Genomic DNA, 20769 nt, shown 5'->3' with positions numbered 1-20769 from the left:
GCTCAGGCGAAGCGATCGGCGGTGTAGTCGCTGACCTTCGCCTCGGGCTCGCGGCCCATCATCGTCTGCGCCACCAGCCGCGCCGTCAGCGGGCCCAGCGTGTAGCCTGCATCGCCCGGAATGGCGAAATGCAGTCCGGGCACGCCTCCGACGGGCCCGATCACCGGTCGGCCATCGATGCCCGTGTTCACGCCCGCCCAGGTGCGGATCAGGCGCAGCGAGCCCACGCGCGGGATCACATGCTGCGCCAGGCTCAGGCTGCCGATCAGGCTCTCCAGCTCGACGGTTGGGTGCTCGTTCGGCCCGACCAGGCTCGCCGGCCAGCCACCGCCGATCACGACCTGGCCGGCGCCGAGCTGCTTCATGGTGATCTGCCGGTCGGCGTGCTGCACCATGTGATGGATCAGCGGCTCGGTCGCCTCGGTGATGTTCATGTGCAGCGGCTCGGCGCGCGCCGGCACGCGCACCCCGAGGTGGCCCGCCAATGCCGCCGAACCGGCGCCGGCGGCGATCACGACGCGGCCGGCGCGGATCGTGCCGCGGCTTGTCTCGACCACGAACCCGCTTGTGGCGCGGGTCAATCCGGTGACCCGGGTTTCGGTGCAGTGCGGAACGCCCAGTGCCAGCACCTTGCGCCGGATAGCCTGGTTGGCGAGCAGCGGGCTGACCTTGCCCTCGTCGGCGCACAGCTCCGCGCCGACAACGCAGGATGCGAAATAGGGCGCGATGCGGTCGAGCGCGGCGCGGTCGAGCATCTCGACCTTCAAGCCGAGTTCCTGCTCGCGCCGGCACTTTTTCTCGAGGAAGGCGTACTGCTCGCGGCTCTCCGCCACCATCAATCCGCCGGTGACGGCGAGCTCGATGTCCTCGTCCAGCCGCGCCGCCAGCGCCTCCCAGTGGCGCACGGCGCGTGGATAGAAGGGCAGGGTCTCCTCGAACGCCGGCACCATCTCAGGATAGAGGCGCATGAAGCGGCTCTGCAGCTGCACGTGCAGGCCGCCGGCATTGGCGATGGTGCCGGCGTGGCGACCGTCGTCGAGCACCGTCACGTCGTGGCCGTCCTCGGCGAGGAACCACGCGAGGCACATGCCGACGATGCCGCCGCCGATGATCGCCGTGCCGATGTCGGCTGGCGGCGTGCGCGGATCACGACTCATCTGGTGCGCACCAGATCGCTGATCGAGACCGGCCGGGCCGGTACGCGCGGCGCGAAGAAGGCCAGCTCGTCGATGACACGCTCCTGCCGCTCCGCCAGCAGTGCTCCCAGCACCGGTGCGCAATAGCGCCCCTGGCAGCGCCCCATGCCCAGCCGCGTGCGCCGCTTGACCTCGCCGATCGCCGGCATGCCATCGCCCAGGGCCGCGTCGAGCGTGCCCAACGTCACATCCTCGCAGCGGCACACGATCGTCCCGCGTTCGGCGTACTCGACGTGAGGACGCGGCGCGGCGAACACCTGCCACAACGCCTCCTGGAAGCGCCGATGCCGGCCGAGGGCAGCACGCGCCCTGGCGACTTTGGTCTCGTCGATCCGCCGCCCCAGAGCGCGCGCGACGGCGGCGCCGGCGATCACGCCTTCCTCACCCGCAGCTGGCGCGCCGCCAAGGCCGCAGCAATCGCCCACCGCGTAGACCCCCGCGAGGCTGGTCTGGCAGTCTTCGCTACGCTCGGTGAGGAGATGGCCGCGCGTCGCATCGAAGCGATGCCGGCAGCCCAGGGCGCGCAGCAATTCGTTCGACGGCATGAAGCCGTAGCCCATCAGAACGGCGTCGACCTCGAAGCGCTGCTGGCCGACATAGGCCGCCAGCCCGGGTTCCACGCGTGTCAAAGCACTGCCGCAGAGCAGGGGAATGGCACGCCGTCGCAGCTCGGCGAGCATCGCCCGGCCCTGCCGCGCCAGAGCGAATGATGTCGTCAGCATGCGCAGGATCGCGCCGGCATTCGCGATGCCGGGTCGTTGTGCCAGTTCCGCAATCGCGACGATGTCGGTGCCGGCGCGCGCCAGCTCCAGCGCCACCTGGAGGTTCAATGGCCCGTTGCCGCAAACCAGCACGCGGCTGCCCGGCAGCACGCCGTCGGTCTTCAGCAGTGTCTGCGCCGCGCCGGTGGTCATCACACCGGGCAGGGTCCAGCCCGGCACGGGCAGGCCCCGCTCATAGGCGCCGGTGGCGATGACCAGGCGCTGCGGCTTGAACAGCAGCGAAGCCTCGGGCGTGGTGACGCCCACGGTCATCGGTGGGAAGGCGCCCCAGGCCTCCGCGCCCGGGATGATCTCGACGCCAGCCTGGCGCGCGCGTTCGATGCGGCCGCGGCCCTCGGCGATCTGCGGATCCTCGGCGATCCGCGCGGCGAAGCGGTGCGAGTCGCCGGGCTGCTTGAAGAACTGCCCGCCTGGCCTGGCCCGCTCGTCGACGAGGGTGACGGTGAGGCCGGCTTCCGCCGCGGTCGTCGCCGCCGCGAGGCCGCCGGCGCCGCCGCCGATCACCAGCAGCTCGGGTGTCCGCACCGCCAGGTCGGGCGCAAGGATCGGTGCGGCGCCGACCGTTGCTGTGCCGAGGCGTACCGGAAACGATTGCCGGCACACGACATGCGCGCCGCTGACCCTGGTCATGCAGGCGCGGCGGCTTTCGGCGCCGTCTATCGTTACCAGGCACTCGTTGCAGACGCCCATGCCGCAGAAGACGCCGCGGGTGTCGCCCGCCGCTGTCTCGCGCAGCGACGTGATGCCGGCGGCGATCAGCGCGGCGGCCAGCGTATCGCCGATGCGGGCGGGGACCGCCTTGCCATCGACTTCGAGCATGACCTCGATGCCCGACTTGTACGGAAGTTCATTATGTGAACAACTCTGGGGCGCTAAGGTCGACATCGTTCGGCAGGAGATCGAGGAATGGCGCCACTTGTCGTGGCCGCGCGGCGCACAAGAGTTACCATACCGCACAATGGGGTCGAATGAAGATCGTCAGGATCACCGTGCACCAGGTCGACCTGCCGCTGCGCGAGGGCAAGTACTCGTGGTCTGGCGGCCACTCGATCCGCATCTACGATTCGACGGTGGTGCGCGTGCATACCGATGCCGGGCTGATCGGTCACGGCGAGGTCTGTCCGCTGGGTCCGGCCTATCTGCCGGCCTATGCCAAAGGCGTTCGCGCCGGGCTCGCCGAGCTGGCGCCGCACCTGATCGGCCAGGACCCGACAGAGCTGGGCGTGATCAACCGCGTGATGGACCAGCACCTCAAGGGCCACGCCTATGTGAAGTCGGCGCTCGATATCGCCTGCTGGGACATTCTCGGCCTGAAGAGCGGCGTACCGGTTTCGACCTTGCTCGGCGGCTGCCAGGGCGAGGCGGTGAAGTGCTACCGCGCCATCTCGCAGGACACGCCCGAGCGCATGGTCGAGCGCGTCGCGGTCTGCCGCGCCGAGGGCCACCACCAGTTCCAGATCAAGGTCGGCGGCGACGCCGATCTCGATATCAGGCGCATCCGGGCGGTGGCGGAGTCCCTGAAGCCCGGCGAGGTGCTGGTGGCTGACGCCAACACCAGCTGGCTGCCGGTGCAGGCGGCGCGCGTGGTGCGGGCGATCGAGGACATCGATCTCTACCTGGAGCAGCCGTGCCTGGGATACGGCGAGTGCCTGAGCATCCGGCGGCGCACGACGCGGCCCTTCATCCTCGACGAGATCATCGACAGCCCGGCGATGCTGCTGCGCGCCCATGCCGACCAGGCGGCCGACGTGGTCAACATCAAGCTCAGCAAGGTCGGCGGGCTGACGATGGCGCGGCACATGCGCGACATGTGCGTGTCCATGGGCATCGCCATGACCATCGAGGACAGCGGCGGCAGCGACATCGTCACCGCCGCGATCGCCCATCTCGCGCACTCGACGCCGGAGGCCTTCCGCTTCAGCTCCAGCGACGTCAACGGCTACAACACGCTAAGCATCGCCGAGAACGGTCCGCAGCACCGGGGTGGATGGATCAAGGCTCCATCAGGCCCCGGGCTGGGTGTGTCGCCCTACCTTGACGTGCTAGGCGATCCGGTGCTCACGATCGACTGAGCCACGCTACCGCGCAGTCGGCACCAGTTGCCTAGCCGCATCAGCTGAGGATCGTCGACCTGGCTGCAGAACTTTCCTCGGTCGTGGTACGTTCACCAAGCTGTTCTGCCGCGGTTCCGCGCTACCGAACGGGCATACTGGATCGGCCACGGTCACGTCCCCAGTAGTGGTGTAGCTCGGTAGAGCAAGGCCGCCCGCGAAGCGCGCTGCCCAATAGCGCTGCAGCGAGCGGGCGGGTTGCGGTGGTCACCGACGATGTCCGGGTCAGGGTCGGGTTGCGAGTTCCAACCTGCGACCGAGAGACCACCGATGACCACCGAGATGATGAACCTGCGTTCGCTCGTGGCGAAGACCCCCGACGCCGATGTGTTGCGCGACATGATCGCCTTCGCCGCCGAGCGGCTGATGGAGATCGAGGTCGGCGTGCTGACCGGGGCGGCGCATGGCGAGAAGAGCCCGAACCGCCTGGCGCAGCGCAACGGCTATCGCGAGCGCGACTGGCAGACGCGGGCCGCCGCGGACCGGTAGTCGGCCCAGGAGCGGGTTGATAGGCCATTCGATGCGCTCAATGTCGATGGCTATGGTCGAGGCCTTCTTCAGTTCGCAGCCGTCGGCCAGGTAGGCATCGCACAGCTCGGCAACGGTCATCGCTCTGCGATCATCCTGTCGGCTTTGCAAAGGGTCTTCTCCGCGGCTCGCCGCGCCGAGCACTCCAAGCGCCTCAGAGCGTGTCGTCTCAACGGTCCACGGCGGGCGATGTGCACCGACAGTGAAACGGCGACGACGGCCTAAGCGATAATCGACAAAGTACGCTCGCGACCCACCCCTGCCGACACGAACGCCAAAGCCTTTCACGATGGTGTCGTAGAGAAGCACGTCGGAATCGCCGACAGACGCGGATTCGACGACGCGCTTGGTCAGTTTCACGGGCATTGGCCGCGTCTGCTTCCCTGCAGTGCGCGTAGCACGGACGTAGCTACGCGGCATCGAACTCGATAGGGACCCGAAGAACTTCACAATCCCTAACTTATCGAAATAATGGACTAAATGGGACGTAAGACTGGCGCGGTGATCGCAGTCAGAAGCGGTCGATGCGATCGACGACGAGCGTGATCTCCTCCACCTGCGCCGGCGCGACGCCCTGCTTCCAGGTGAAGCTGTCGATCTTGGTCACGCTGCCGTACTTCGTCGCCGCGGCGTTCTTCAGCCGGTAGCGCCCGGCGCCGGCCGAGCCGGATATGGTGAGCGTGCCGTTCTTCCGCACGCCCGAGCGCTGCCACGCCAGAAGTTGCGCGTCGTCGGTCTTGCCGCGCCTGAGGATCAGGGTCACCGGCGCGACGGTTCCGCGCGATACCGGCTCGACCGTGGTCGTGATGCCCTGCAGCTCCGAGAAAGCCGCGATCGAGTGGCCGTCGATCGCAAGCTGGAACTGGCCCTTGGTGAACTGCCCTGTCGTCGCCATGGTCATCGTCCTCGAAGTCAGGTGAGGCCGGTCCCAGCACGCGAGACTTCACGGTTCGCCACTGCCCGGACCGGCGCAAATGCCGCCGGCGATCAGACGCCAATCGCGGTGCTCGGCCATCGCTCCTCCGCCGGAAATACCAGGCGATCGGGCAGGCCTTGGGATGTCACCCTATCACGCTGTGGGCCGGACTTCATCCGGGGGACGTCGGCCGGCAGGTCGCGCGGCCATTGGCGGCGGCCCGACGGCTTGCCTTATACTCCAGGCCGCACGTCACGAGGTCACGCATGATCGTCGAGCAAATCTGGACCGCGAACGCCTATCGCAACTTCAACTACCTGATCGCCTGCCCGGAGACCGGCGAGGCGCTGGCAATCGATCCGCTGGATCACCAGAAGTGCCTGGCCAAGGCGAAGGAGAAGGGCTGGACCATCACCCAGATCCTCAACACGCACGAGCACGGCGATCACACCGGCGGCAATCAGCAGGTGGTCGCCGCCACCGGCGCCAAGGTGCTGGCGCACGCCAACGCGAAGAACCGCATCCCGGGCATGGATCGCGGGCTGGGCGCCGGCGACGTCATCAAGGTCGGCCGCACGGTCGAGCTGGAGTGCATGGACACGCCCGGCCACACGATGTGCCACATCTGCCTGCGCAGCCATGGCGATCGGCCGGCGCTGTTCTGCGGCGACACGCTGTTCAACGCCGGCGCCGGCAATTGCCACAATGGCGGCCATCCCGCCGAGCTCTACGGCACCTTTGCCAACCAGCTCGACAAGCTGCCGGAGAACACGCTGATCTATCCGGGCCACGACTACATCGCCAACAACCTCGGCTTCACGCTCGACCGCGAGCCCGACAATGCCAAAGCCGCGGAGATGCTGCCGGCAATGCAGCGGCAGGATCCCAACAACCCGCTGGTCACCACCCTGAAGCTCGAGCGCGAGATCAACACCTTCTTCCGGCTGTCGAGCCCGACGGTGATCGCGCGCCTGCGCGAGGCGTTCTCCGACCTGCCCGACAACCCCGACCGCAAGACGGTGTTCCTCAAGCTGCGCGAGCTGCGGAACAAGTGGTGAAGTGCCGAGACGGGCGAAACTGTCATCCCGAGCGTAGCGAGGGATCCAGGGTTAGCCTGGATCCCTCGCTACGCTCGGGATGACAGAGCCTCTGGACTTTAGAGACTCGGCAGGTTGAGGCCCTTCTCGCGCGCGCAGGCGATGGCGTCCTCGTAGCCGGCATCTGCGTGCCGCATCACGCCGGTGGCGGGATCGTTCCACAGCACGCGCTCGATGCGCCGCGCCGCCTCCGGCGTGCCGTCGCAGACGATCACCATGCCGGCATGCTGCGAGAAGCCCATGCCGACCCCGCCGCCATGGTGCAGCGACACCCAGGTGGCGCCCGAGGCGCAGTTGAGCAGCGCGTTGAGCAGCGGCCAGTCCGACACCGCGTCGGTGCCGTCCTTCATGCCCTCGGTCTCGCGATTCGGGCTGGCGACCGAGCCCGAGTCGAGGTGATCGCGGCCGATCACGATCGGCGCCTTGAGCTCGCCGCTGGCGACCATCGCGTTGAAGGCGAGGCCCAGGCGATGACGATCGCCCAATCCGACCCAGCAGATGCGCGCCGGCAGGCCCTGGAACCTGATGCGTTCCCGGGCCATGTCGAGCCAGCGATGCAGGTGGGCGTTGTCGGGCAACAGCTCTTTCACTTTCGCATCGGTGCGGTAGATGTCCTCGGGATCACCCGACAGCGCGGCCCAGCGGAACGGCCCGATGCCGCGGCAGAACAGCGGGCGGATATAGGCCGGCACGAAGCCCGGGAAGGCGAAGGCGTCGCCAACGCCCTCCTCCAGCGCCATCTGCCGGATGTTGTTGCCGTAATCGACCGTCGGCACGCCGCGCTTGTGGAACTCCAGCATGGCACGCACATGGCCCGCCATGGATTGCTTCGCGGCTTTCGCGACCGCCGACGGATCGGCAGTGCGCCGCGCCTCCCAGTCGGCGAGCGTCCAGCCCCTGGGCAGGTAGCCGTTGACCGGATCGTGCGCCGAGGTCTGGTCGGTGAGGCAGTCGGGCCGCACGTCGCGGCGCAGCAGCTCGGGCAGGATGTCGGCGGCGTTGCCGAGCAGGGCCACCGACAGCGGCTTCTTCTGCGCCGTCGACCTGCCGATGATCGCCAGCGCATCGTCGAGATCCTTCGCCTGGACGTCGACATAGCCGGTGCGCAGGCGGAACTCGATGCTGCTGGGACGGCATTCGACGGCCAGGCAAGACGCGCCCGCCATGGTCGCCGCCAGCGGCTGCGCGCCGCCCATGCCGCCCAGCCCGGCGGTCAGGATCCAGCGGCCGGCGAGGCTGCCGCCGTAATGCTGGCGCGCCATCTCGACGAAGGTCTCGTAAGTGCCCTGCACGATGCCCTGGCTGCCGATGTAGATCCACGAGCCGGCCGTCATCTGGCCGTACATCATCAGCCCCTTGCGATCGAGCTCGTTGAAATGCTCCCAGGTCGCCCAGCGCGGCACCAGGTTCGAGTTGGCGATCAGCACGCGCGGCGCATCGGCGTGGGTGCGGAAGATGCCGACCGGCTTGCCCGACTGGACCAGCAGGGTCTCGTCGGCCTCCAGCTTGCGCAGCGCCTCGACGATGCGGTCGAAGGCGGCCCAATCGCGCGCTGCGCGGCCGATGCCGCCATAGACCACGAGCTCGCCGGGCTTCTCGGCGACATCGGGATCGAGGTTGTTCATCAGCATGCGCAGCGGCGCCTCGGTCAGCCAGCTCCTGGCGCTGAGCATGTTGCCGCGCGGCGCGCGCACGATGCGGGCATTGTCGATGCGGCTCATGCGGATCTCCCTCGGTCGAGCGTGGGCAGGAGGCCATCGCCGATGGCGCGCGGCAGGACGCCGTCGGCGACCAGCGCCGTCGCGGTCTGGATGTCGGGATGGAAGTGACGATCGTCCTCGAGATGCGGCACGCGCGCGCGCAGCAGGCCGCGCACCGCCTCGAGCGGCGGGCTCGAGGCCAGCGGCCGATGGAAGTCGCAACCCTGCGCCGCGGCCAGCAGCTCGATGCCGACGATCGAGGCGGCGTTGGCCGTCATGTCGAGCAGGCGGCGCGCGCCATGCGCGGCCATCGAGACATGGTCTTCCTGGTTGGCCGAGGTCGGAATCGAATCGACGCTGGCGGGATGCGCGCGCTGCCGGTTCTCCGCCACCAGCGCCGCCGCCGTCACCTGCGGGATCATGAAGCCGGAGTTCAGGCCGGGCCGCGGTGTCAGGAACGCCGGCAGGCCGGACAGCGCCGGATCGACCAGCATGGCGATGCGCCGTTCGGCGAGCGAGCCGATCTCGCAGACCGCCAGGGCGACGATGTCGGCGGCGAAGGCCACCGGCTCGGCGTGGAAGTTGCCGCCCGACAGGGCCTCGCCTGTGTCGGCGAAGATCAGCGGGTTGTCGGTGACGCCGTTGGCCTCGGTCTCCAGGCTCGCCGCCGCCTGGCGCAGGATGTCGAGCGCCGCGCCCATCACCTGCGGCTGGCAGCGCAGGCAGTAGGGATCCTGGATGCGCTCGTCGCCCACGAGGTGCGAGGCGCGGATCGCTGATCCCGCCATCAGGCGCCGCAGCGCGAGGGCGGTATCGATCTGGCCCTGGTGCCGGCGCAGGCGATGGATGCGCGGATCGAAGGGCACGTCGGAGCCGCGCGCCGCGTCGGTCGACAGCGCACCGGTGATCAGCGCCGAGCCGAAGACGGTTTCGGCCTCGAACAGGCCGGCCAACGCGTAGGCCGTGGAGAACTGCGTGCCGTTGAGCAGCGCCAGGCCCTCCTTGGGGCCCAGGCGCAGGGGCGCGAGCCCGGCGCGCGCCAGGGCCTCCTGAGCCGGCACGATCGCGCCATCGACGATGAAGCCGCCGACGCCGATCATCGCCGCGCTCATGTGCGCCAGCGGCGCCAGATCGCCCGACGCGCCGACCGAGCCCTGGCACGGCACGAGCGGCGTGAGCCCCTTGGCGAGCAGCGCCTCGAGCAGCCGTACCGTCTCCTCGTGCACGCCCGACGCACCCTGCGCGAGGCTGGCGAGCTTAAGCGCCATCATCAGGCGCGCGACAGGCACCGGCATCGGCGCACCGACACCGGCGGCGTGCGACAGCACGATATTGCGCTGCAACGCCTCGAGGTCGGCGGCCTCGATGCGCACGCTGGCGAGCTTGCCGAAGCCGGTGTTGACGCCATAGACCGGCACGCCCCTGGCGACGATGGCCGACACCGCGCGCGCCGATTTCTCGATCGCCGCATAGGCGGCCGCATCGAGGCTGGCGGATGCGCCACGATAGATCGCGCGCCACCCGGCCAGCGGCACGGCGCCCGGCGACAACACGATCTCGGTCATCCGCCCCTCCATTGCCTGCCGGCATTATTATGACTATACATAATCACATGTCCAGCACCTCTCTTCACCAGAGAATTCTCGGCGACATCGAAGGCCGTATCCTGTCAGGGGCCCTGCCGCCCGGCGCGCGCATCGCCACCGAGCAGGAGCTGGCGGCCACTTATGGCTGCTCTCGCATGACCGTCAGCAAGGTCCTGGTGATGCTGGCCAATGCCGGCCTTGTCGAACGGCGCCGCAAGGCCGGCACCTTTGTGCGGCAGCCGAGCTCACAGGCCGCGATTCTCGAGATTCACGATATCAAGGCCGAGGTACTGGCGCTCGGACAAGCCTATCGCTTCGAGATGATGCGCCGAACGATGCGAAGGGGCGATCGCGACGACCATGATTTCCTCGGAGAGCATGGCGGCGGGCGCTTGCTCGAGGTCACCGGCCGCCACTTCGCGGGGCGCAGGGTATTCTGTCTCGAAGAACGTCTGATCAATCTCAAGGCGGTGCCGCAGGCCGAAGCGCAAAGCTTCGCCGATGTGTCGCCCGGCCGTTGGCTCCTTGACACCGTTCCCTGGACCGAAGCCGAACATCGCATTCACGCCGCCGGCGCCAGCCGCGCCGAGGCCCGCTCGCTTGCTGTCAGGACGGGGGCGCCCTGTCTCGTCGTCGAACGCCGGACATGGCGCGGCAAGACGCCGATCACGCTCGTCCGCCTGCTCTACCCGGGCGATGCGCATCGGCTCGTTGCCCATTTCAGGCCGCTTCGGAAGTGAACGACTAAGTGATGTGAGCCACGCGGTTTTCTTCCCGGATTCACGTTTGTTCGCGCCTGACGGGCATAGGCTCGCTGCGGCAACAACCGGGAGGACACAACCATGACGCAGCCGCAGACCCGCCGCAGCGTGGTCACAGCCCTGGGAGCAGCCGCCCTCGCGGCCCCCGCCGTCGCGCGGGCGCAGACTCCGCCGGCGTCGACGCCCGCCGTGGCGGCGCCGGCCAGCACGATCACCAGCCCGCCGCGCGATTTCGGGCCGAACGCGGCGCCGACGACATACTTCCGCGACCCCGACATGATCACCGTCGACCCGGCGTTCAACGGCATCACCCAGCCCAACGCCGCCATCGTGCGGCTGTGGACCGGCGCGCTGTGGTCGGAGGGACCGGCGTGGAACGCGCAGGGCCGCTACCTGGTGTGGAGCGACATACCCAACAATCGCCAGCTGCGCTGGCTCGAGGACGACGGCCGCGTCAGCGTCTTCCGCCTGCCCTCGAACAACAGCAACGGCAACAGCTTCGACTTCCAGGGCCGCCAGCTCTCCTGCGAGCACCTGACGCGCCGCGTGGTGCGCTACGAGCTCGACGGATCGGTCACGGTGTTGGCCGACAGCTTCCAGGGCAAGCGGCTGAACTCGCCCAACGACGTGGTGGCGCATCCCGACGGCAGCTACTGGTTCACCGATCCGCCGTATGGCGGCCAGCTCTACGAAGGCGCGCCGGATGCGCCGGGCGGACCGAGCAACGCGCGCGGCAAGCTGAAGCCCACCCTGGGCCAGCCGCCGGGCATCGGCTCGATGCGCCGCGAGCTGCCGACCAACTGCTATCGCATCGATCCCGGCGGCCGCGTCGATCTGGTGCTGACCGAAGAGCAGGTGCCGGATCCCAATGGCCTGTGCTTCTCGCCCGACTACACCAAGCTCTACGTCGCCAGCACAGGCAAGGGGCCGGGCGACACCGGGCCGGGCGGCAAGGGCGACATCCACGTCTTCGATGTCGGCGCCGACAACAAGCCGAGCGGCGGCAAGCTGTTCAGCGACTGCATGGTCGACGGCATCAAGTGCGGGCCCGACGGGTTGCGCTGCGACGTCGACGGCAATGTCTGGTGCTCGAGCAATGCCGGGCGCAATCTCGGCTACAGCGGTGTCGTCGTGCGCGCGCCCGACGGCAAGCTGCTGGGACGCGTCCGCCTGCCCGAGGTCTGCGGCAACATCTGCTTCGGCGGGCCCAAGCGCAACCGGCTCTTCATGGCGGCGAGCCAGTCACTCTACGCCGTCTATGTCGGCACGCAGGGCGCAGGTCCAGGCTAGCCAGGCCTTGACCCTACCCGACGGCGGATTGCGCCCAGCCCGATGGGCTGGCCAGCGTGATGCCACGTCGCGGGCGAGCTGTCGCTATAGGCCCGCTCAGGTGCGAGCCGCGGGCGACGCCAGCAGCAGGTCGCGCATCAGCTGGCTGGCGACCTGCGGCCGCATGCGCACGCCGACGACCTCCCCGGCATCGCTGACGAGCGCCCCCATGATCGAGCCGTCGCCTGGATGAACCTGGAATGCGGCGGACGATACGTCGATCGGCCGGCACTGGATCGTCTGGGTCTCGCCCGCCGCTGCCTGGTTGGCGACCGGCTCGTTGTCGGTACCCTGCCGCTTGACCATCTCGTTGGCCGCGTCGCAGAGGCTGGAGATGAAGGCGGTGAACTCGGAGAAGTCCGCGACGCACTCCATGGCGTGCTGCTTCTCGTCGATGAAGACCATCAGGCAGCGCTGACCGTCTTCGCTCATGCCGAGGTGGAACTGGGCGACCTTGGAGGAGCTGTCCATGATCCGTCTCCGTCTGTTGCCCCCAATCAACGGGACCTGACTTCGGTCGTTGCCTGCAGCCCTCACGCGCCGCCGATCCTCAAGTTTTCTTGACCCTCGCAACTTCACAAAAAAGCCATGGACGCGAACCGCGCCGCGGCCCGCGTCCACGCCGTCGGCCTCGATGTCAGCCACCCGCGGGCTACATCTGATGCGATTTCTCGAAGGCACCAACCTGACGCTCCGCCTCCTCGCGCGTGATGCCGTAGCGGGTCTGCAGCTTGCCGATCAGCTGGTCGCGGCGACCCTCGATTGCGAGCAGATCGTCGTCGGTCAGCTTGCCCCACTGCTCCTTCACGGCGCCCTTGGTCTGCGACCAACTGCCCTTCATCTTCTCCCAGAAGGGCGACGGCGCGGTCGTAGGCGGCGGCGCCGTAGTGGTTTGCGCGAAGCTGGGCGCGACAACGGCCGCGGACAAGGCCAGGACGATGGCGAGGGCGAGATTACGCATGGCGTGAACTCCATGGTGGGAACGGCCACTCGAACGCGGCCCTTGCTCGCCAACGTCGCCTCGCGCGGCGCAGTTCCCGCCGGGGACGGGCGGAACCCGCCGCATCGGAGCGCCGTTCACGTGAGGGGGCACGAGCGGGCTCGCCGTGCCCCGCGATCATCCACCACAGCGAGAGGAGCCCGGCATGACCGACCTCACTCAGTCGACGAGCGGCAACCTGATCGCCGCCGAACGTGTCAACGGAACCAACGTATACAACCTCAAGGGCGAGAAGCTCGGCCATGTCGAGGACATCATGATCGACAAGGTGACCGGCAAGGCGATCTACGCCGTGATGTCCTTCGGCGGCTTTCTCGGCATGGGCGAGAAGCAGCATCCTCTGCCTTGGTCGACACTGAAGTACGACCAGAAGCAGGGTGGTTACGTCGTCGACCTCGATCGCAAGCTCCTCGAGGGCGCGCCGACCTACGAGGGCGATGATTTCACCTGGACGCCCGACTATGGCCGCCGGGTCGACAAGTACTACAACGTGCCGACCTACTGGCTCTGACGATCCACCGAACGCGAAACGGGCGGCCCAAGGGCCGCCCGCTTTGATTTCCGCGCCGGCCAGCGGCCGCCATCTACATGATCGAAAGAGCCAGCGCCGTCAGCGCCACACCGAGCAGGACCGCTGCCATGAAGTCGACGTAGTCGTTGGCCTCCCACGCCCGCGTCATGGCCAGATCCTCGCGCTCCGGCTCCGAGGAACGGGACGATCTCTGACTGGGGATCATGGCACGCTCCACATCTGTTACGACCATAACGCGCCCTGCTCCGGCAGGGTTGCAGGCGCGCCGCAGCTAGGTCGGCAACGGGAATCGCACGGCGACCCGCGTGCCGCCGCCGGTTCTCCGCCGGATCTCGGCCTCGCCACCCAGTTGCATGGCCAAGCCCCGGATCAACGTTAATCCCAGACTTCCCGCGTCCTCGCCTGTGACAATTCTGTCACCGATCCCCACGCCGTTGTCCTCGATGGCGAACTCGACCGTCCCTCCTGATTCGGTTGCCTGGATGGAGACCGCCGGCTCCGCCACGTCGACGAAAGCGTGGCGGAAGGCGTTGCCGACCGCCTCGGTGACGATCAGGCCGACCGGGATCGCCGTGTCGGGCCCGACCGCCATGACCGGCGCGCGGATGTCGAGGCGAATGTTGTCGGGGGCGGGATTGTCGCGATTCATCGAGAGCTGCCGCACCAGATCGTTGATGAAGGCCTGGAAGTCGACCTGCGCCCAGCTCGTGCGCTCGTACAAATGACGATGCAGGATCGACAGAGCGAGGACGCGGTTCTGCGCGTCGGAGAAGTGGCGACGAAGGCGCGGCGATCGGATGCCGTTGCTCTGCAGGCTGAGCAGGCTGGAGATCATCTGCAGGTTGTTCTTCACCCGGTGATGGATCTCGCGCAGCATGTGATTGCGCTGCTCAAGGCCGGCACGCAGGTCCTGCTCGCGCGCCCGAATGGCGCCGGCCATGACGGCGATGTCGGCGGCGAGCGAGCGCACCTCCGGCGGGCCCGCGCTGCCGGGCTGCGGCGCGTCGGCACCCCGCGCCATCGCAGCGGCGAAGCGCCGGATCGGGCCGAGCGGCTGCAGGCACCAGCGGGCGGTGCCGAACCACAGGGCGGCCAGCGCCACCAGCGACGTCAGCACGACCAGCATGAAGTCGAGCCACGGGCCGCCGAGATCGGCGTCCGCCACGGCAGCCGGGATCGCAGCCAGCATCAGGGGCGAGTTGGGACCGAAAGCCAGCAGGCGGAACTCGTAGGTCCGGCCGTCACCGCCGGCGGCGCGCAGGGCGCTCTCGCGCGCCGCCAGCGCCTTCTGCAGGCGATCGGGCGGCGGCAGGATGTTGGCCCCGCCGATCGGCCGCCCCATCAGGTCGATCAGCGTCAGCTGGATGGGAAGCGGCGGGCGGTCGCTCTCCGTCTTGCCCGGATACGTCCAGGCGACACCAATGCCGACCATGCCGGCGAACTGGCCATCGCGGGCCAGCCCAATGGCTGCGGGCACGACGAAGCGGGTGTCCGACCGGCTCGCGGGCTGTGACGAGACCGCGATCTCGGCGCCCTCGCGAACCTGCGGCAGCAGGGCCTCGAAGCCGACACCGGGCTGCGGCGAGGTCGAGCAACGACGCGTGCCCTGCGCATCGACCAGGACGATCAGCGCGTAGCGGTCGCCGAGATGGCGCAGCAGGCGGCGCAGGTGATCCTCGCAACGCGCCAGCTCGCCGGGCGCGAGGGTCTCGCCGGTCCAGCGCGCGACATCGCGGTCCTCGCGCAGCGTCGAGAGCACACGGCGCGCGCCTTGCAACGCTTCGCGCCATGGCATCGCCGCGGCCTCGACGGCGCTGGCGATGAACTCGCCGCGCGCGAGGCGCAGCTCGCGTTGCTTCTCGAAGGTCCACCATCCCGCCAGCGCGATGACGGGCAGCAACAGCACGGTCAGCAGGGTCACGAAGCGGGCGCGCATGGGCCAGGAATGCATTGGCCTGCTCCGCGCGGCCTCCCCGGGACGATCAGATCGCGACGGTGTTCAGCGCCTGGGCCATCGCGGTGCGCAACAGATCGGGATCGAAGGGCTTGGTGATGACGAAGACCGGCTCGACGCCGCTGCCAGTCAGCAGCCGCTCCGGAAAGCCGGTGACGAAGATCACGGGCACCTCCAGGCCCTTCATGATCTCGCGCACCGCCGAAATGCCGTTGTCGCCGCCCTTGAGCTGGATATCGGCGAGCACGAGGTGGGGCGAGTGCTTGCGCGCCAGGTCGACCGCGTTCTTCTCGGTGGCCGCGATGCCAACCACCTGATGGCCGGCGTTCTGCACGATCTTCGCAACATCGAGCGCGATCACCGCCTCGTCCTCGATCACCAGGACACGGACCGAGGCGACGCGACGCAGCTCGTTGCGCGCTTCGCCCAGCGCCGCCTCGGCGTCGGCACGACTGACATTGACGATGCGCGCGGCGTCCCCGATGGAGAAGCCTTCGAGCGCGGTCAGCAGAAGCATCTGGCGCTGCAGCACCGGGATCTCGCTGAGCTGCGCCTTCAGCCGGCCCGGCACACCGTCGGCCGCCGCCTCGCGCTCCTCGAGCACGTCGAAGGGCTGGCGCAGCCGGTGGAACAGGGCGAATATCTTCTGCTTGGTGTCGTATTCCTGGGCGTCCAGCGGCTGCTCGCGCAGCACCTCGACGCAAAGCCGCACCCATTCGTCGCCCCGCTTCTGCGATCCCGTGAGTGCGCGCGCATAGCGGCGCAGGAACGGCAGCATCGATGCGACCGCATCCGGCAGACCCGTCTTCACCTGTTCCAAGCGAACCCCCGTCACTGCTGCCCTGACGTGGCAATTAGCCGGCGTCTTGCGCCATCACAACCTTGTGTTTGGCCCCCGGGGAGGCCCTCGAGGGATGCCCTCGGTGACCAGCGTTAACCACCGACGCCACAAGGTTCAACGCCCGGCAGGATGGACGGTTCCGGCAAGATTGTGAATTTCCCATTTCCATCAAGGAAATCCCTTCAATCCGCCCAGCCCTTGGCCAAGTGGCCAAGGGTGCCTACATGGCAATCGACGCGTAGTTCAGCAGGAGGACGCTATGGAAACGGTGCGCTCGAATGCGAACGAAGTGGATGACTTCCATGAGCAGATGAAGGCGATCCTGCCGCGTCTGCGCCTGTATGCCCTCTCTCTCACCCATGACCGCGATCGGGCCAACGATCTCGTCCAGGAGACCGTCATGAAGGCTCTTGCCGGTCGCGCGAGCTTCCGCCCCGGCACGAACTTCTCCGGCTGGATCTTTCGCATCCAGCGCAACGAGTTCATTTCCAGCCTGCGGCGCCAGAAGCCGACGGTGCCGATCGACACGGCCGTAGCCGAATCGCTGACCCAGCGTCCGGCGCAGGAGAACGGCTTGGTGATGCGCGAATTCCTGCGCGCCTTCGGGCAGCTATCACCCGGCCAGCGCGAGGCTCTGGTGCTCGCCGTCGTCGAGGGACAACCCTATGACGTGATCGCCGCGCAGGTCGGCGTCTCGATCGGCACCATCAAGAGCCGGGTGTCGCGCGCTCGCGCCACGCTGGCTCGGTTGCTGCTGGATCCGGAAGACGCCGTGACCGCTGTCGACCAGGGCGTGCGTGCGATCGCCCGCGGCAGGGGCCCGGTTGCCGAGGACGAGGACACGCGCTCTTCACTCGCCACCTAATCCTGATAATGTCGAGGGAGCGCGTCGTGCGTTAAGTAACGGGGATCGTCGATCGGCGGGTACACGCCACCCGCCGGTCGGACAGCCCTTCGCGCGGGAAGGGAACAGAGTTCTTCAAACCAGCCATGGCAGACGGCGAAAAATCCCCGGATGGGGGTCACGCGGTCGCACCTGCGGCCGAAGAGCAGCCGTTCGACAGATGGCTCCGCAAGCAGCTGCACGCCATGTTCGACGAGGTGGTGAACGAGCCGCTGCCGGCGGATCTGATCCGCCTGATCGACCAGGATGCCGAGCGGACACGTCAGGAGGCGGCCGACAGTCCCACGCCGCCGAAGAAGCCCTGACGGTTCGCGAAGTCCAGCTCACGCGGCACCCGCACCTCTTCCGGGATCAGGAACAGCCCGCCGGCGCGCGCCACGCGGCCGCATCTTTGGCAGCTCGACAGCACGTTCAGCGGCACCGCCAGCAGCAGACCGGCGCAGACAGGGGCGATCCAGATCAGGAACTCCGGCGCGATCGTCAATATCAGGCCGGTGGCGACGGTGCCGCCGAGCATGTGCGGGAGGTGCCGATCGAGGGCGGCGGCCCAGCGGACGCGGCGTTCCTCGCGCGGCTGCGGCGGCCAGCCGACCGGCCGGCCTGACAGGATCGCGGCAATGAACGCCGAATGGAACAGCATCATCACCGGCGCCAGCAGCATGGAGAACACCAGCTCGAGCGCACCGCTGATGGCCAGTGCCATCCGGCCGCCAAAGCGCCGTGCGGTGGTGCCGCGCGCCAGCGCCAGGATCATCGCCATCACCCTGGGCAGGAACAGCAGGCTGGCGGTGATCGTCAGCAAGCTCTGGATCTCTCCCGGCTTGTACTCCGGCCAGAGCGGGAACAGGCTGCGATGCTCGTCGAAATAGACGTGGCCGGTGACCGCCTGGTCGAGCACCAGCACGCCGGTCAGCAACAGCATCGTCAGCCACAGCGGCGAGGCGACATAGGCCAGCACACCCATCGCCAGATGAAGTCGGCTCATCCAGTGCAGCCCCGGCATGGCCAGCAGGCGCGCGTGCTGCAGATTGCCCTGCACCCAGCGGCGGTCGCGCGCGGCGTAGTCGAGAAGGTTGGTCGGCATCTCCTCGAAGCTGCCGCCCAGCTCGGGCAGCAGCCAGGCGCGCCAGCCGGCGCGCCGCAGCAGCGCCGCCTCGACGAAGTCGTGGCTCAGGATCTCGCCACCCAGCGGCGGCTTGCCGGGCAGCACGGGCAGATGACAGTGCTCGGCGAAGGCGGCGACCCGGATGATCGCGTTGTGGCCGTAGTAGTTCGCCTCGCCCGCCTGCCAGAAGCTGTGGCCGGCCGCCAGCAACGGCCCGTAGAGACGGCCGGAGAACTGCATCAGCCGCGCAAACAGCGTCTCGCGCCCGACGCTGGCGGTATGCGTCTGGATGAGTCCGGTGCGCGGGTTGCGCTCCATCAGCACCGCAAGGCGGACGATCGTGTCGCCGCTCATCACGCTGTCGGCATCGAGGATGATCATGTGATCGTAGCGCCGGCCGTCGGCGCGCAGCCAGTCGGCGATGTTGCCCGCCTTGCGGCCGATGTTCTTCGGGCGCCGTCGGTAGAACATGCGGCCCTCGGCGTCGTAGCGCCGCCGCAGCTCCTCGAAGCGCTCCTCCTCCAGGCGCGCGAGCCCGGCGTCGGTCGTGTCGCTCAGCACGTGGAAGCCGAAGCTGTCGAGCTGCCCGGTGCCGCGCACCGACTCGTAGGTCGCAGCCAACCGCGCCATCACCGCTTCGGAGTCCTCGTTGTAGATCGGCATGAGGATAGCAGTGCGACTGCCGAGGGCCGGCACGACGCCCGCCGAAGGTGCGGCGCGCCGCAGCGTGACGGGGTGCAGGCCCAGGAGGCTCAGGATGAAGCCCGCCAGCGCCGCCCAGAAGGACAGGGAAACCATGGCGAAGCCGGGCGTGAAAGCGGCCAGGACCCCGATTTCGATCAGGGAGATCCCGCCCGGCCCGAGGATCTCGGCCATCAGCAGCACGCCGACCATCGTCGTCAGCGCCGTCAGCCCCAGGACGAGGACGCGACGCCAGTCGACGTCTGTCGCATAGCGGTCGAGGTTCCAGTCGCTCATGGCCGCACCGTGTAGGTCATGGTCTCGCTCAGCACCTCGCCGTGCAGGCGCAGATGGGCGCGAACTTCCATCGGCTTCTTGCCGTCGGGCTGCACATCGACGAACAGCCGCCAGCTCGCCTCGTCGGGGATCGGCTCCGTCCGCGCATGTGCCAGGCGGCCGGACGACACCGCGATCTCCGCCTCGACGGGCTGCGCCGGCCGCAGGCCGGCGATGTCGCCGCCGCCGAACTCGACGGCGAGGCGCCAGAACTTGGGATCGGGTGCCCGGAAGACCCGTACGCCAGTGACGAAGCCACCGGGCGACAGCGCTTGCTCGTCGCTGAGCGCCGACACGCGGTAGCGCAACTCGACCTCCTGGCCGCGACGCGTCGGCGTGTGGCTGGCCCAGAAGGCCGCGATGTTGTCGTGCACTTCCGAATCGGTGGGAATCTCGACCAGGCGTATCTCGCCCTCGCCCCACTCCCCCGCCGGCTCGACCCACAGGCTCGGCCGTGCGTGATAGCGCGCTTCCAGATCCTTGTACTGGGCATAGCCGCGTTCGCGCTGCAGCAGACCGAAGCCGCGCGGGTTCCGGTCCTTGAACGACGACACCGCCAGAGCCGACGGATTGCTGAGCGGTCGCCAGATCCGCTCGCCCGAGCCGCTGGCGATCAGCAGACCATCCGAATCGTGGATCTCCGGCCGATGGTCGGGCGGGTGGCGGCGTCCCGTCTTCCCGGCGAAGAACATGCTGGTCAGCGGCGCGATGCCGAGCAGCGATATGTCGTGGCGCGCAAACAGGGTGGCGCTGACGTCTATCGTCGTGCGACGACCCGGCCGCACGAGAAAGGTGTAGGCGCCCGTGGCGCCGGGGCTGTCGAGCAACGCATGCAGTGTGAGCTCACGCGCGCCCTTGGCCGGCGCGACCAGCCAGAAGGCGCGAAACGCCGGAAACTCTTCCGGGCGCTGCAGGCCGGTGTCGATCGCCAGGCCGCGCGCCGAAGCGCCATAGGTCTGCTCGCGGCCGATCGGCCGGAAGTAGCTGGCGCCGAGAAACGAGATGATCTCGTCGAACTTCGCCTCATGCAGCGGATAGGTCAGTCGAAAGCCGGCGAAGGCCACAGCGCCCGGCGGCTCGCGCAGATTCGCGGGACCGAAATCGAACATGCCGGGCGATGGCGTCAGCGGCGCAACGCTATCCTCGGCGACAACATGGATCGCGACCGGCGTGTTGTAGATGAAGCCGGCGGGAAAGAACTCGGCGCGAAACATGCTCGGCGCGCTGCGCCACAGTATCGCCTCGGGGCGAAACTGGACGCGCATGTACTGATCGTAGTTGATGCGCGCGAGATCGCTCGGCGGCAGTGGCGGCGGCGCCTTGTACGGCTCGGCGGCCATGCGTCTCGCCTGCTCTCGAACCTGGGCGAAGGAGAACGCCTGCGCCTGGGCCCAAGTGAACCGTCCGGGC

General features: G+C 68.4%; 18 protein-coding genes and 2 pseudogenes. 8 read left to right on the top strand and 12 right to left on the bottom strand.

Going from position 1 to position 20769, the window contains the following annotated elements:
- Positions 1 to 2: 2 nt before the first annotated feature.
- Positions 3 to 1157, bottom strand: coding sequence for an FAD-binding oxidoreductase (locus KF889_01260; GenBank protein ID MBX3498043.1), 1155 nt, complete (start codon positions 1155 to 1157; stop codon positions 3 to 5).
- On the bottom strand, positions 1154 to 2797 hold the full coding sequence (locus KF889_01255) for an FAD-dependent oxidoreductase (GenBank protein ID MBX3498042.1): 1644 nt from the start codon (positions 2795 to 2797) through the stop codon (positions 1154 to 1156). The genes KF889_01260 and KF889_01255 overlap by 4 nt, the downstream gene beginning before the upstream one ends.
- A gap of 149 nt (positions 2798 to 2946) precedes the next feature.
- Between KF889_01255 and KF889_01250 the strand changes: the two genes are divergently transcribed.
- Both KF889_01250 and KF889_01245 read left to right on the top strand, forming a co-directional pair.
- Positions 2947 to 4050, top strand: coding sequence for a mandelate racemase/muconate lactonizing enzyme family protein (locus KF889_01250; protein MBX3498041.1), 1104 nt, complete (start codon positions 2947 to 2949; stop codon positions 4048 to 4050).
- 309 nt (positions 4051 to 4359) lie between these two features.
- Positions 4360 to 4569, top strand: a pseudogene (locus tag KF889_01245) (transposase).
- A gap of 141 nt (positions 4570 to 4710) precedes the next feature.
- Here KF889_01245 and KF889_01240 read toward each other — a convergent pair.
- Together KF889_01240 and KF889_01235 are read right to left on the bottom strand one after the other, a co-directional pair.
- Positions 4711 to 5037 (bottom strand): annotated as a pseudogene (locus KF889_01240) (integrase arm-type DNA-binding domain-containing protein).
- Positions 5038 to 5128: 91 nt separating this feature from the next.
- Positions 5129 to 5512, bottom strand: a complete 384-nt coding sequence (locus KF889_01235) for a hypothetical protein (protein MBX3498040.1) — start codon at positions 5510 to 5512, stop codon at positions 5129 to 5131.
- A gap of 287 nt (positions 5513 to 5799) precedes the next feature.
- Between KF889_01235 and KF889_01230 the strand changes: the two genes are divergently transcribed.
- Complete coding sequence (locus KF889_01230; GenBank protein MBX3498039.1) at positions 5800 to 6591, top strand: hydroxyacylglutathione hydrolase; 792 nt, start codon at positions 5800 to 5802, stop codon at positions 6589 to 6591.
- 98 nt (positions 6592 to 6689) lie between these two features.
- On the opposite strand, the gene KF889_01225 is transcribed toward KF889_01230, so the two are convergent.
- Both KF889_01225 and hutH read right to left on the bottom strand, forming a co-directional pair.
- A complete protein-coding gene (locus KF889_01225) occupies positions 6690 to 8351 on the bottom strand; it encodes a urocanate hydratase (GenBank protein ID MBX3498038.1) in 1662 nt (553 codons plus the stop codon).
- Positions 8348 to 9907 carry a histidine ammonia-lyase gene (hutH, locus tag KF889_01220; GenBank protein MBX3498037.1) on the bottom strand — a complete coding sequence of 520 codons (1560 nt, stop codon included), beginning with the start codon at positions 9905 to 9907 and terminating at the stop codon, positions 8348 to 8350. Before hutH ends, KF889_01225 begins: the two co-directional genes overlap by 4 nt.
- A 17-nt stretch (positions 9908 to 9924) precedes the next feature.
- Between hutH and hutC the strand changes: the two genes are divergently transcribed.
- Together hutC and KF889_01210 are read left to right on the top strand one after the other, a co-directional pair.
- A complete protein-coding gene (hutC, locus tag KF889_01215; protein ID MBX3498036.1) occupies positions 9925 to 10656 on the top strand; it encodes a histidine utilization repressor in 732 nt (243 codons plus the stop codon).
- A gap of 102 nt (positions 10657 to 10758) precedes the next feature.
- The gene (locus tag KF889_01210) at positions 10759 to 11967 is read left to right on the top strand and encodes an SMP-30/gluconolactonase/LRE family protein (protein ID MBX3498035.1); all 1209 of its coding nucleotides are present in this window, start codon (positions 10759 to 10761) and stop codon (positions 11965 to 11967) included.
- Between the two features lie 96 nt (positions 11968 to 12063).
- Here the strand turns inward: KF889_01210 and KF889_01205 are convergent, their stop codons facing one another.
- Both KF889_01205 and KF889_01200 read right to left on the bottom strand, forming a co-directional pair.
- Positions 12064 to 12477, bottom strand: coding sequence for a hypothetical protein (locus KF889_01205; GenBank protein ID MBX3498034.1), 414 nt, complete (start codon positions 12475 to 12477; stop codon positions 12064 to 12066).
- Positions 12478 to 12658: 181 nt separating this feature from the next.
- Positions 12659 to 12847 (bottom strand): CsbD family protein, encoded by a 189-nt coding sequence (locus KF889_01200; GenBank protein MBX3498033.1) that lies wholly within the window; start codon positions 12845 to 12847, stop codon positions 12659 to 12661.
- 304 nt (positions 12848 to 13151) lie between these two features.
- Here KF889_01200 and KF889_01195 point away from each other — a divergent pair, with 304 nt between their 5' ends.
- Positions 13152 to 13517 carry a PRC-barrel domain-containing protein gene (locus tag KF889_01195; protein MBX3498032.1) on the top strand — a complete coding sequence of 122 codons (366 nt, stop codon included), beginning with the start codon at positions 13152 to 13154 and terminating at the stop codon, positions 13515 to 13517.
- A 292-nt stretch (positions 13518 to 13809) separates the two neighbouring features.
- Here the strand turns inward: KF889_01195 and KF889_01190 are convergent, their stop codons facing one another.
- On the bottom strand, positions 13810 to 15489 hold the full coding sequence (locus tag KF889_01190) for a sensor histidine kinase (protein MBX3498031.1): 1680 nt from the start codon (positions 15487 to 15489) through the stop codon (positions 13810 to 13812).
- 31 nt (positions 15490 to 15520) lie between these two features.
- Positions 15521 to 16312: a response regulator gene (locus KF889_01185; protein ID MBX3498030.1), complete on the bottom strand. Its 792-nt coding sequence runs from the start codon at positions 16310 to 16312 to the stop codon at positions 15521 to 15523.
- Between the two features lie 280 nt (positions 16313 to 16592).
- Here KF889_01185 and KF889_01180 point away from each other — a divergent pair, with 280 nt between their 5' ends.
- Positions 16593 to 17198, top strand: coding sequence for a sigma-70 family RNA polymerase sigma factor (locus tag KF889_01180; protein ID MBX3498029.1), 606 nt, complete (start codon positions 16593 to 16595; stop codon positions 17196 to 17198).
- Positions 17199 to 17323: 125 nt separating this feature from the next.
- The gene (locus tag KF889_01175) at positions 17324 to 17542 is read left to right on the top strand and encodes a hypothetical protein (protein MBX3498028.1); all 219 of its coding nucleotides are present in this window, start codon (positions 17324 to 17326) and stop codon (positions 17540 to 17542) included.
- Here the strand turns inward: KF889_01175 and mdoH are convergent.
- Positions 17500 to 19320, bottom strand: coding sequence for a glucans biosynthesis glucosyltransferase MdoH (gene mdoH, locus KF889_01170; protein MBX3498027.1), 1821 nt, complete (start codon positions 19318 to 19320; stop codon positions 17500 to 17502). The two genes, KF889_01175 and mdoH, sit on opposite strands and share 43 nt — an antisense overlap.
- Positions 19317 to 20699, bottom strand: coding sequence for a glucan biosynthesis protein (locus KF889_01165; protein ID MBX3498026.1), 1383 nt, complete (start codon positions 20697 to 20699; stop codon positions 19317 to 19319). The genes mdoH and KF889_01165 overlap by 4 nt, the downstream gene beginning before the upstream one ends.
- Positions 20700 to 20769 lie beyond the last annotated feature (70 nt).

The sequence above is a fragment of the Alphaproteobacteria bacterium genome (assembly GCA_019635875.1).
Taxonomy (GTDB): domain Bacteria; phylum Pseudomonadota; class Alphaproteobacteria; order Reyranellales; family Reyranellaceae; genus JAFAZJ01.
This window is presented reverse-complemented; position numbering and strand designations above follow the sequence as displayed.

What these genes read in the sequence shown, in the direction of transcription:
- KF889_01260 (MBX3498043.1), bottom strand. Translation starts at nt 1,157, where the DNA reads ATGAGTCGTGATCCGCGCACGCCGCCAGCCGACATCGGCACGGCGATC.
- KF889_01255 (MBX3498042.1), bottom strand. Translation starts at nt 2,797, where the DNA reads ATGCTCGAAGTCGATGGCAAGGCGGTCCCCGCCCGCATCGGCGATACG.
- KF889_01250 (MBX3498041.1), top strand. Translation starts at nt 2,947, where the DNA reads ATGAAGATCGTCAGGATCACCGTGCACCAGGTCGACCTGCCGCTGCGC.
- KF889_01235 (MBX3498040.1), bottom strand. Translation starts at nt 5,512, where the DNA reads ATGGCGACGACAGGGCAGTTCACCAAGGGCCAGTTCCAGCTTGCGATC.
- KF889_01230 (MBX3498039.1), top strand. Translation starts at nt 5,800, where the DNA reads ATGATCGTCGAGCAAATCTGGACCGCGAACGCCTATCGCAACTTCAAC.
- KF889_01225 (MBX3498038.1), bottom strand. Translation starts at nt 8,351, where the DNA reads ATGAGCCGCATCGACAATGCCCGCATCGTGCGCGCGCCGCGCGGCAAC.
- hutH (MBX3498037.1), bottom strand. Translation starts at nt 9,907, where the DNA reads ATGGAGGGGCGGATGACCGAGATCGTGTTGTCGCCGGGCGCCGTGCCG.
- hutC (MBX3498036.1), top strand. Translation starts at nt 9,925, where the DNA reads ATGACTATACATAATCACATGTCCAGCACCTCTCTTCACCAGAGAATT.
- KF889_01210 (MBX3498035.1), top strand. Translation starts at nt 10,759, where the DNA reads ATGACGCAGCCGCAGACCCGCCGCAGCGTGGTCACAGCCCTGGGAGCA.
- KF889_01205 (MBX3498034.1), bottom strand. Translation starts at nt 12,477, where the DNA reads ATGGACAGCTCCTCCAAGGTCGCCCAGTTCCACCTCGGCATGAGCGAA.
- KF889_01200 (MBX3498033.1), bottom strand. Translation starts at nt 12,847, where the DNA reads ATGAAGGGCAGTTGGTCGCAGACCAAGGGCGCCGTGAAGGAGCAGTGG.
- KF889_01195 (MBX3498032.1), top strand. Translation starts at nt 13,152, where the DNA reads ATGACCGACCTCACTCAGTCGACGAGCGGCAACCTGATCGCCGCCGAA.
- KF889_01190 (MBX3498031.1), bottom strand. Translation starts at nt 15,489, where the DNA reads ATGCATTCCTGGCCCATGCGCGCCCGCTTCGTGACCCTGCTGACCGTG.
- KF889_01180 (MBX3498029.1), top strand. Translation starts at nt 16,593, where the DNA reads ATGGAAACGGTGCGCTCGAATGCGAACGAAGTGGATGACTTCCATGAG.
- KF889_01175 (MBX3498028.1), top strand. Translation starts at nt 17,324, where the DNA reads ATGGCAGACGGCGAAAAATCCCCGGATGGGGGTCACGCGGTCGCACCT.
- mdoH (MBX3498027.1), bottom strand. Translation starts at nt 19,320, where the DNA reads ATGAGCGACTGGAACCTCGACCGCTATGCGACAGACGTCGACTGGCGT.
- KF889_01165 (MBX3498026.1), bottom strand. Translation starts at nt 20,699, where the DNA reads ATGGCCGCCGAGCCGTACAAGGCGCCGCCGCCACTGCCGCCGAGCGAT.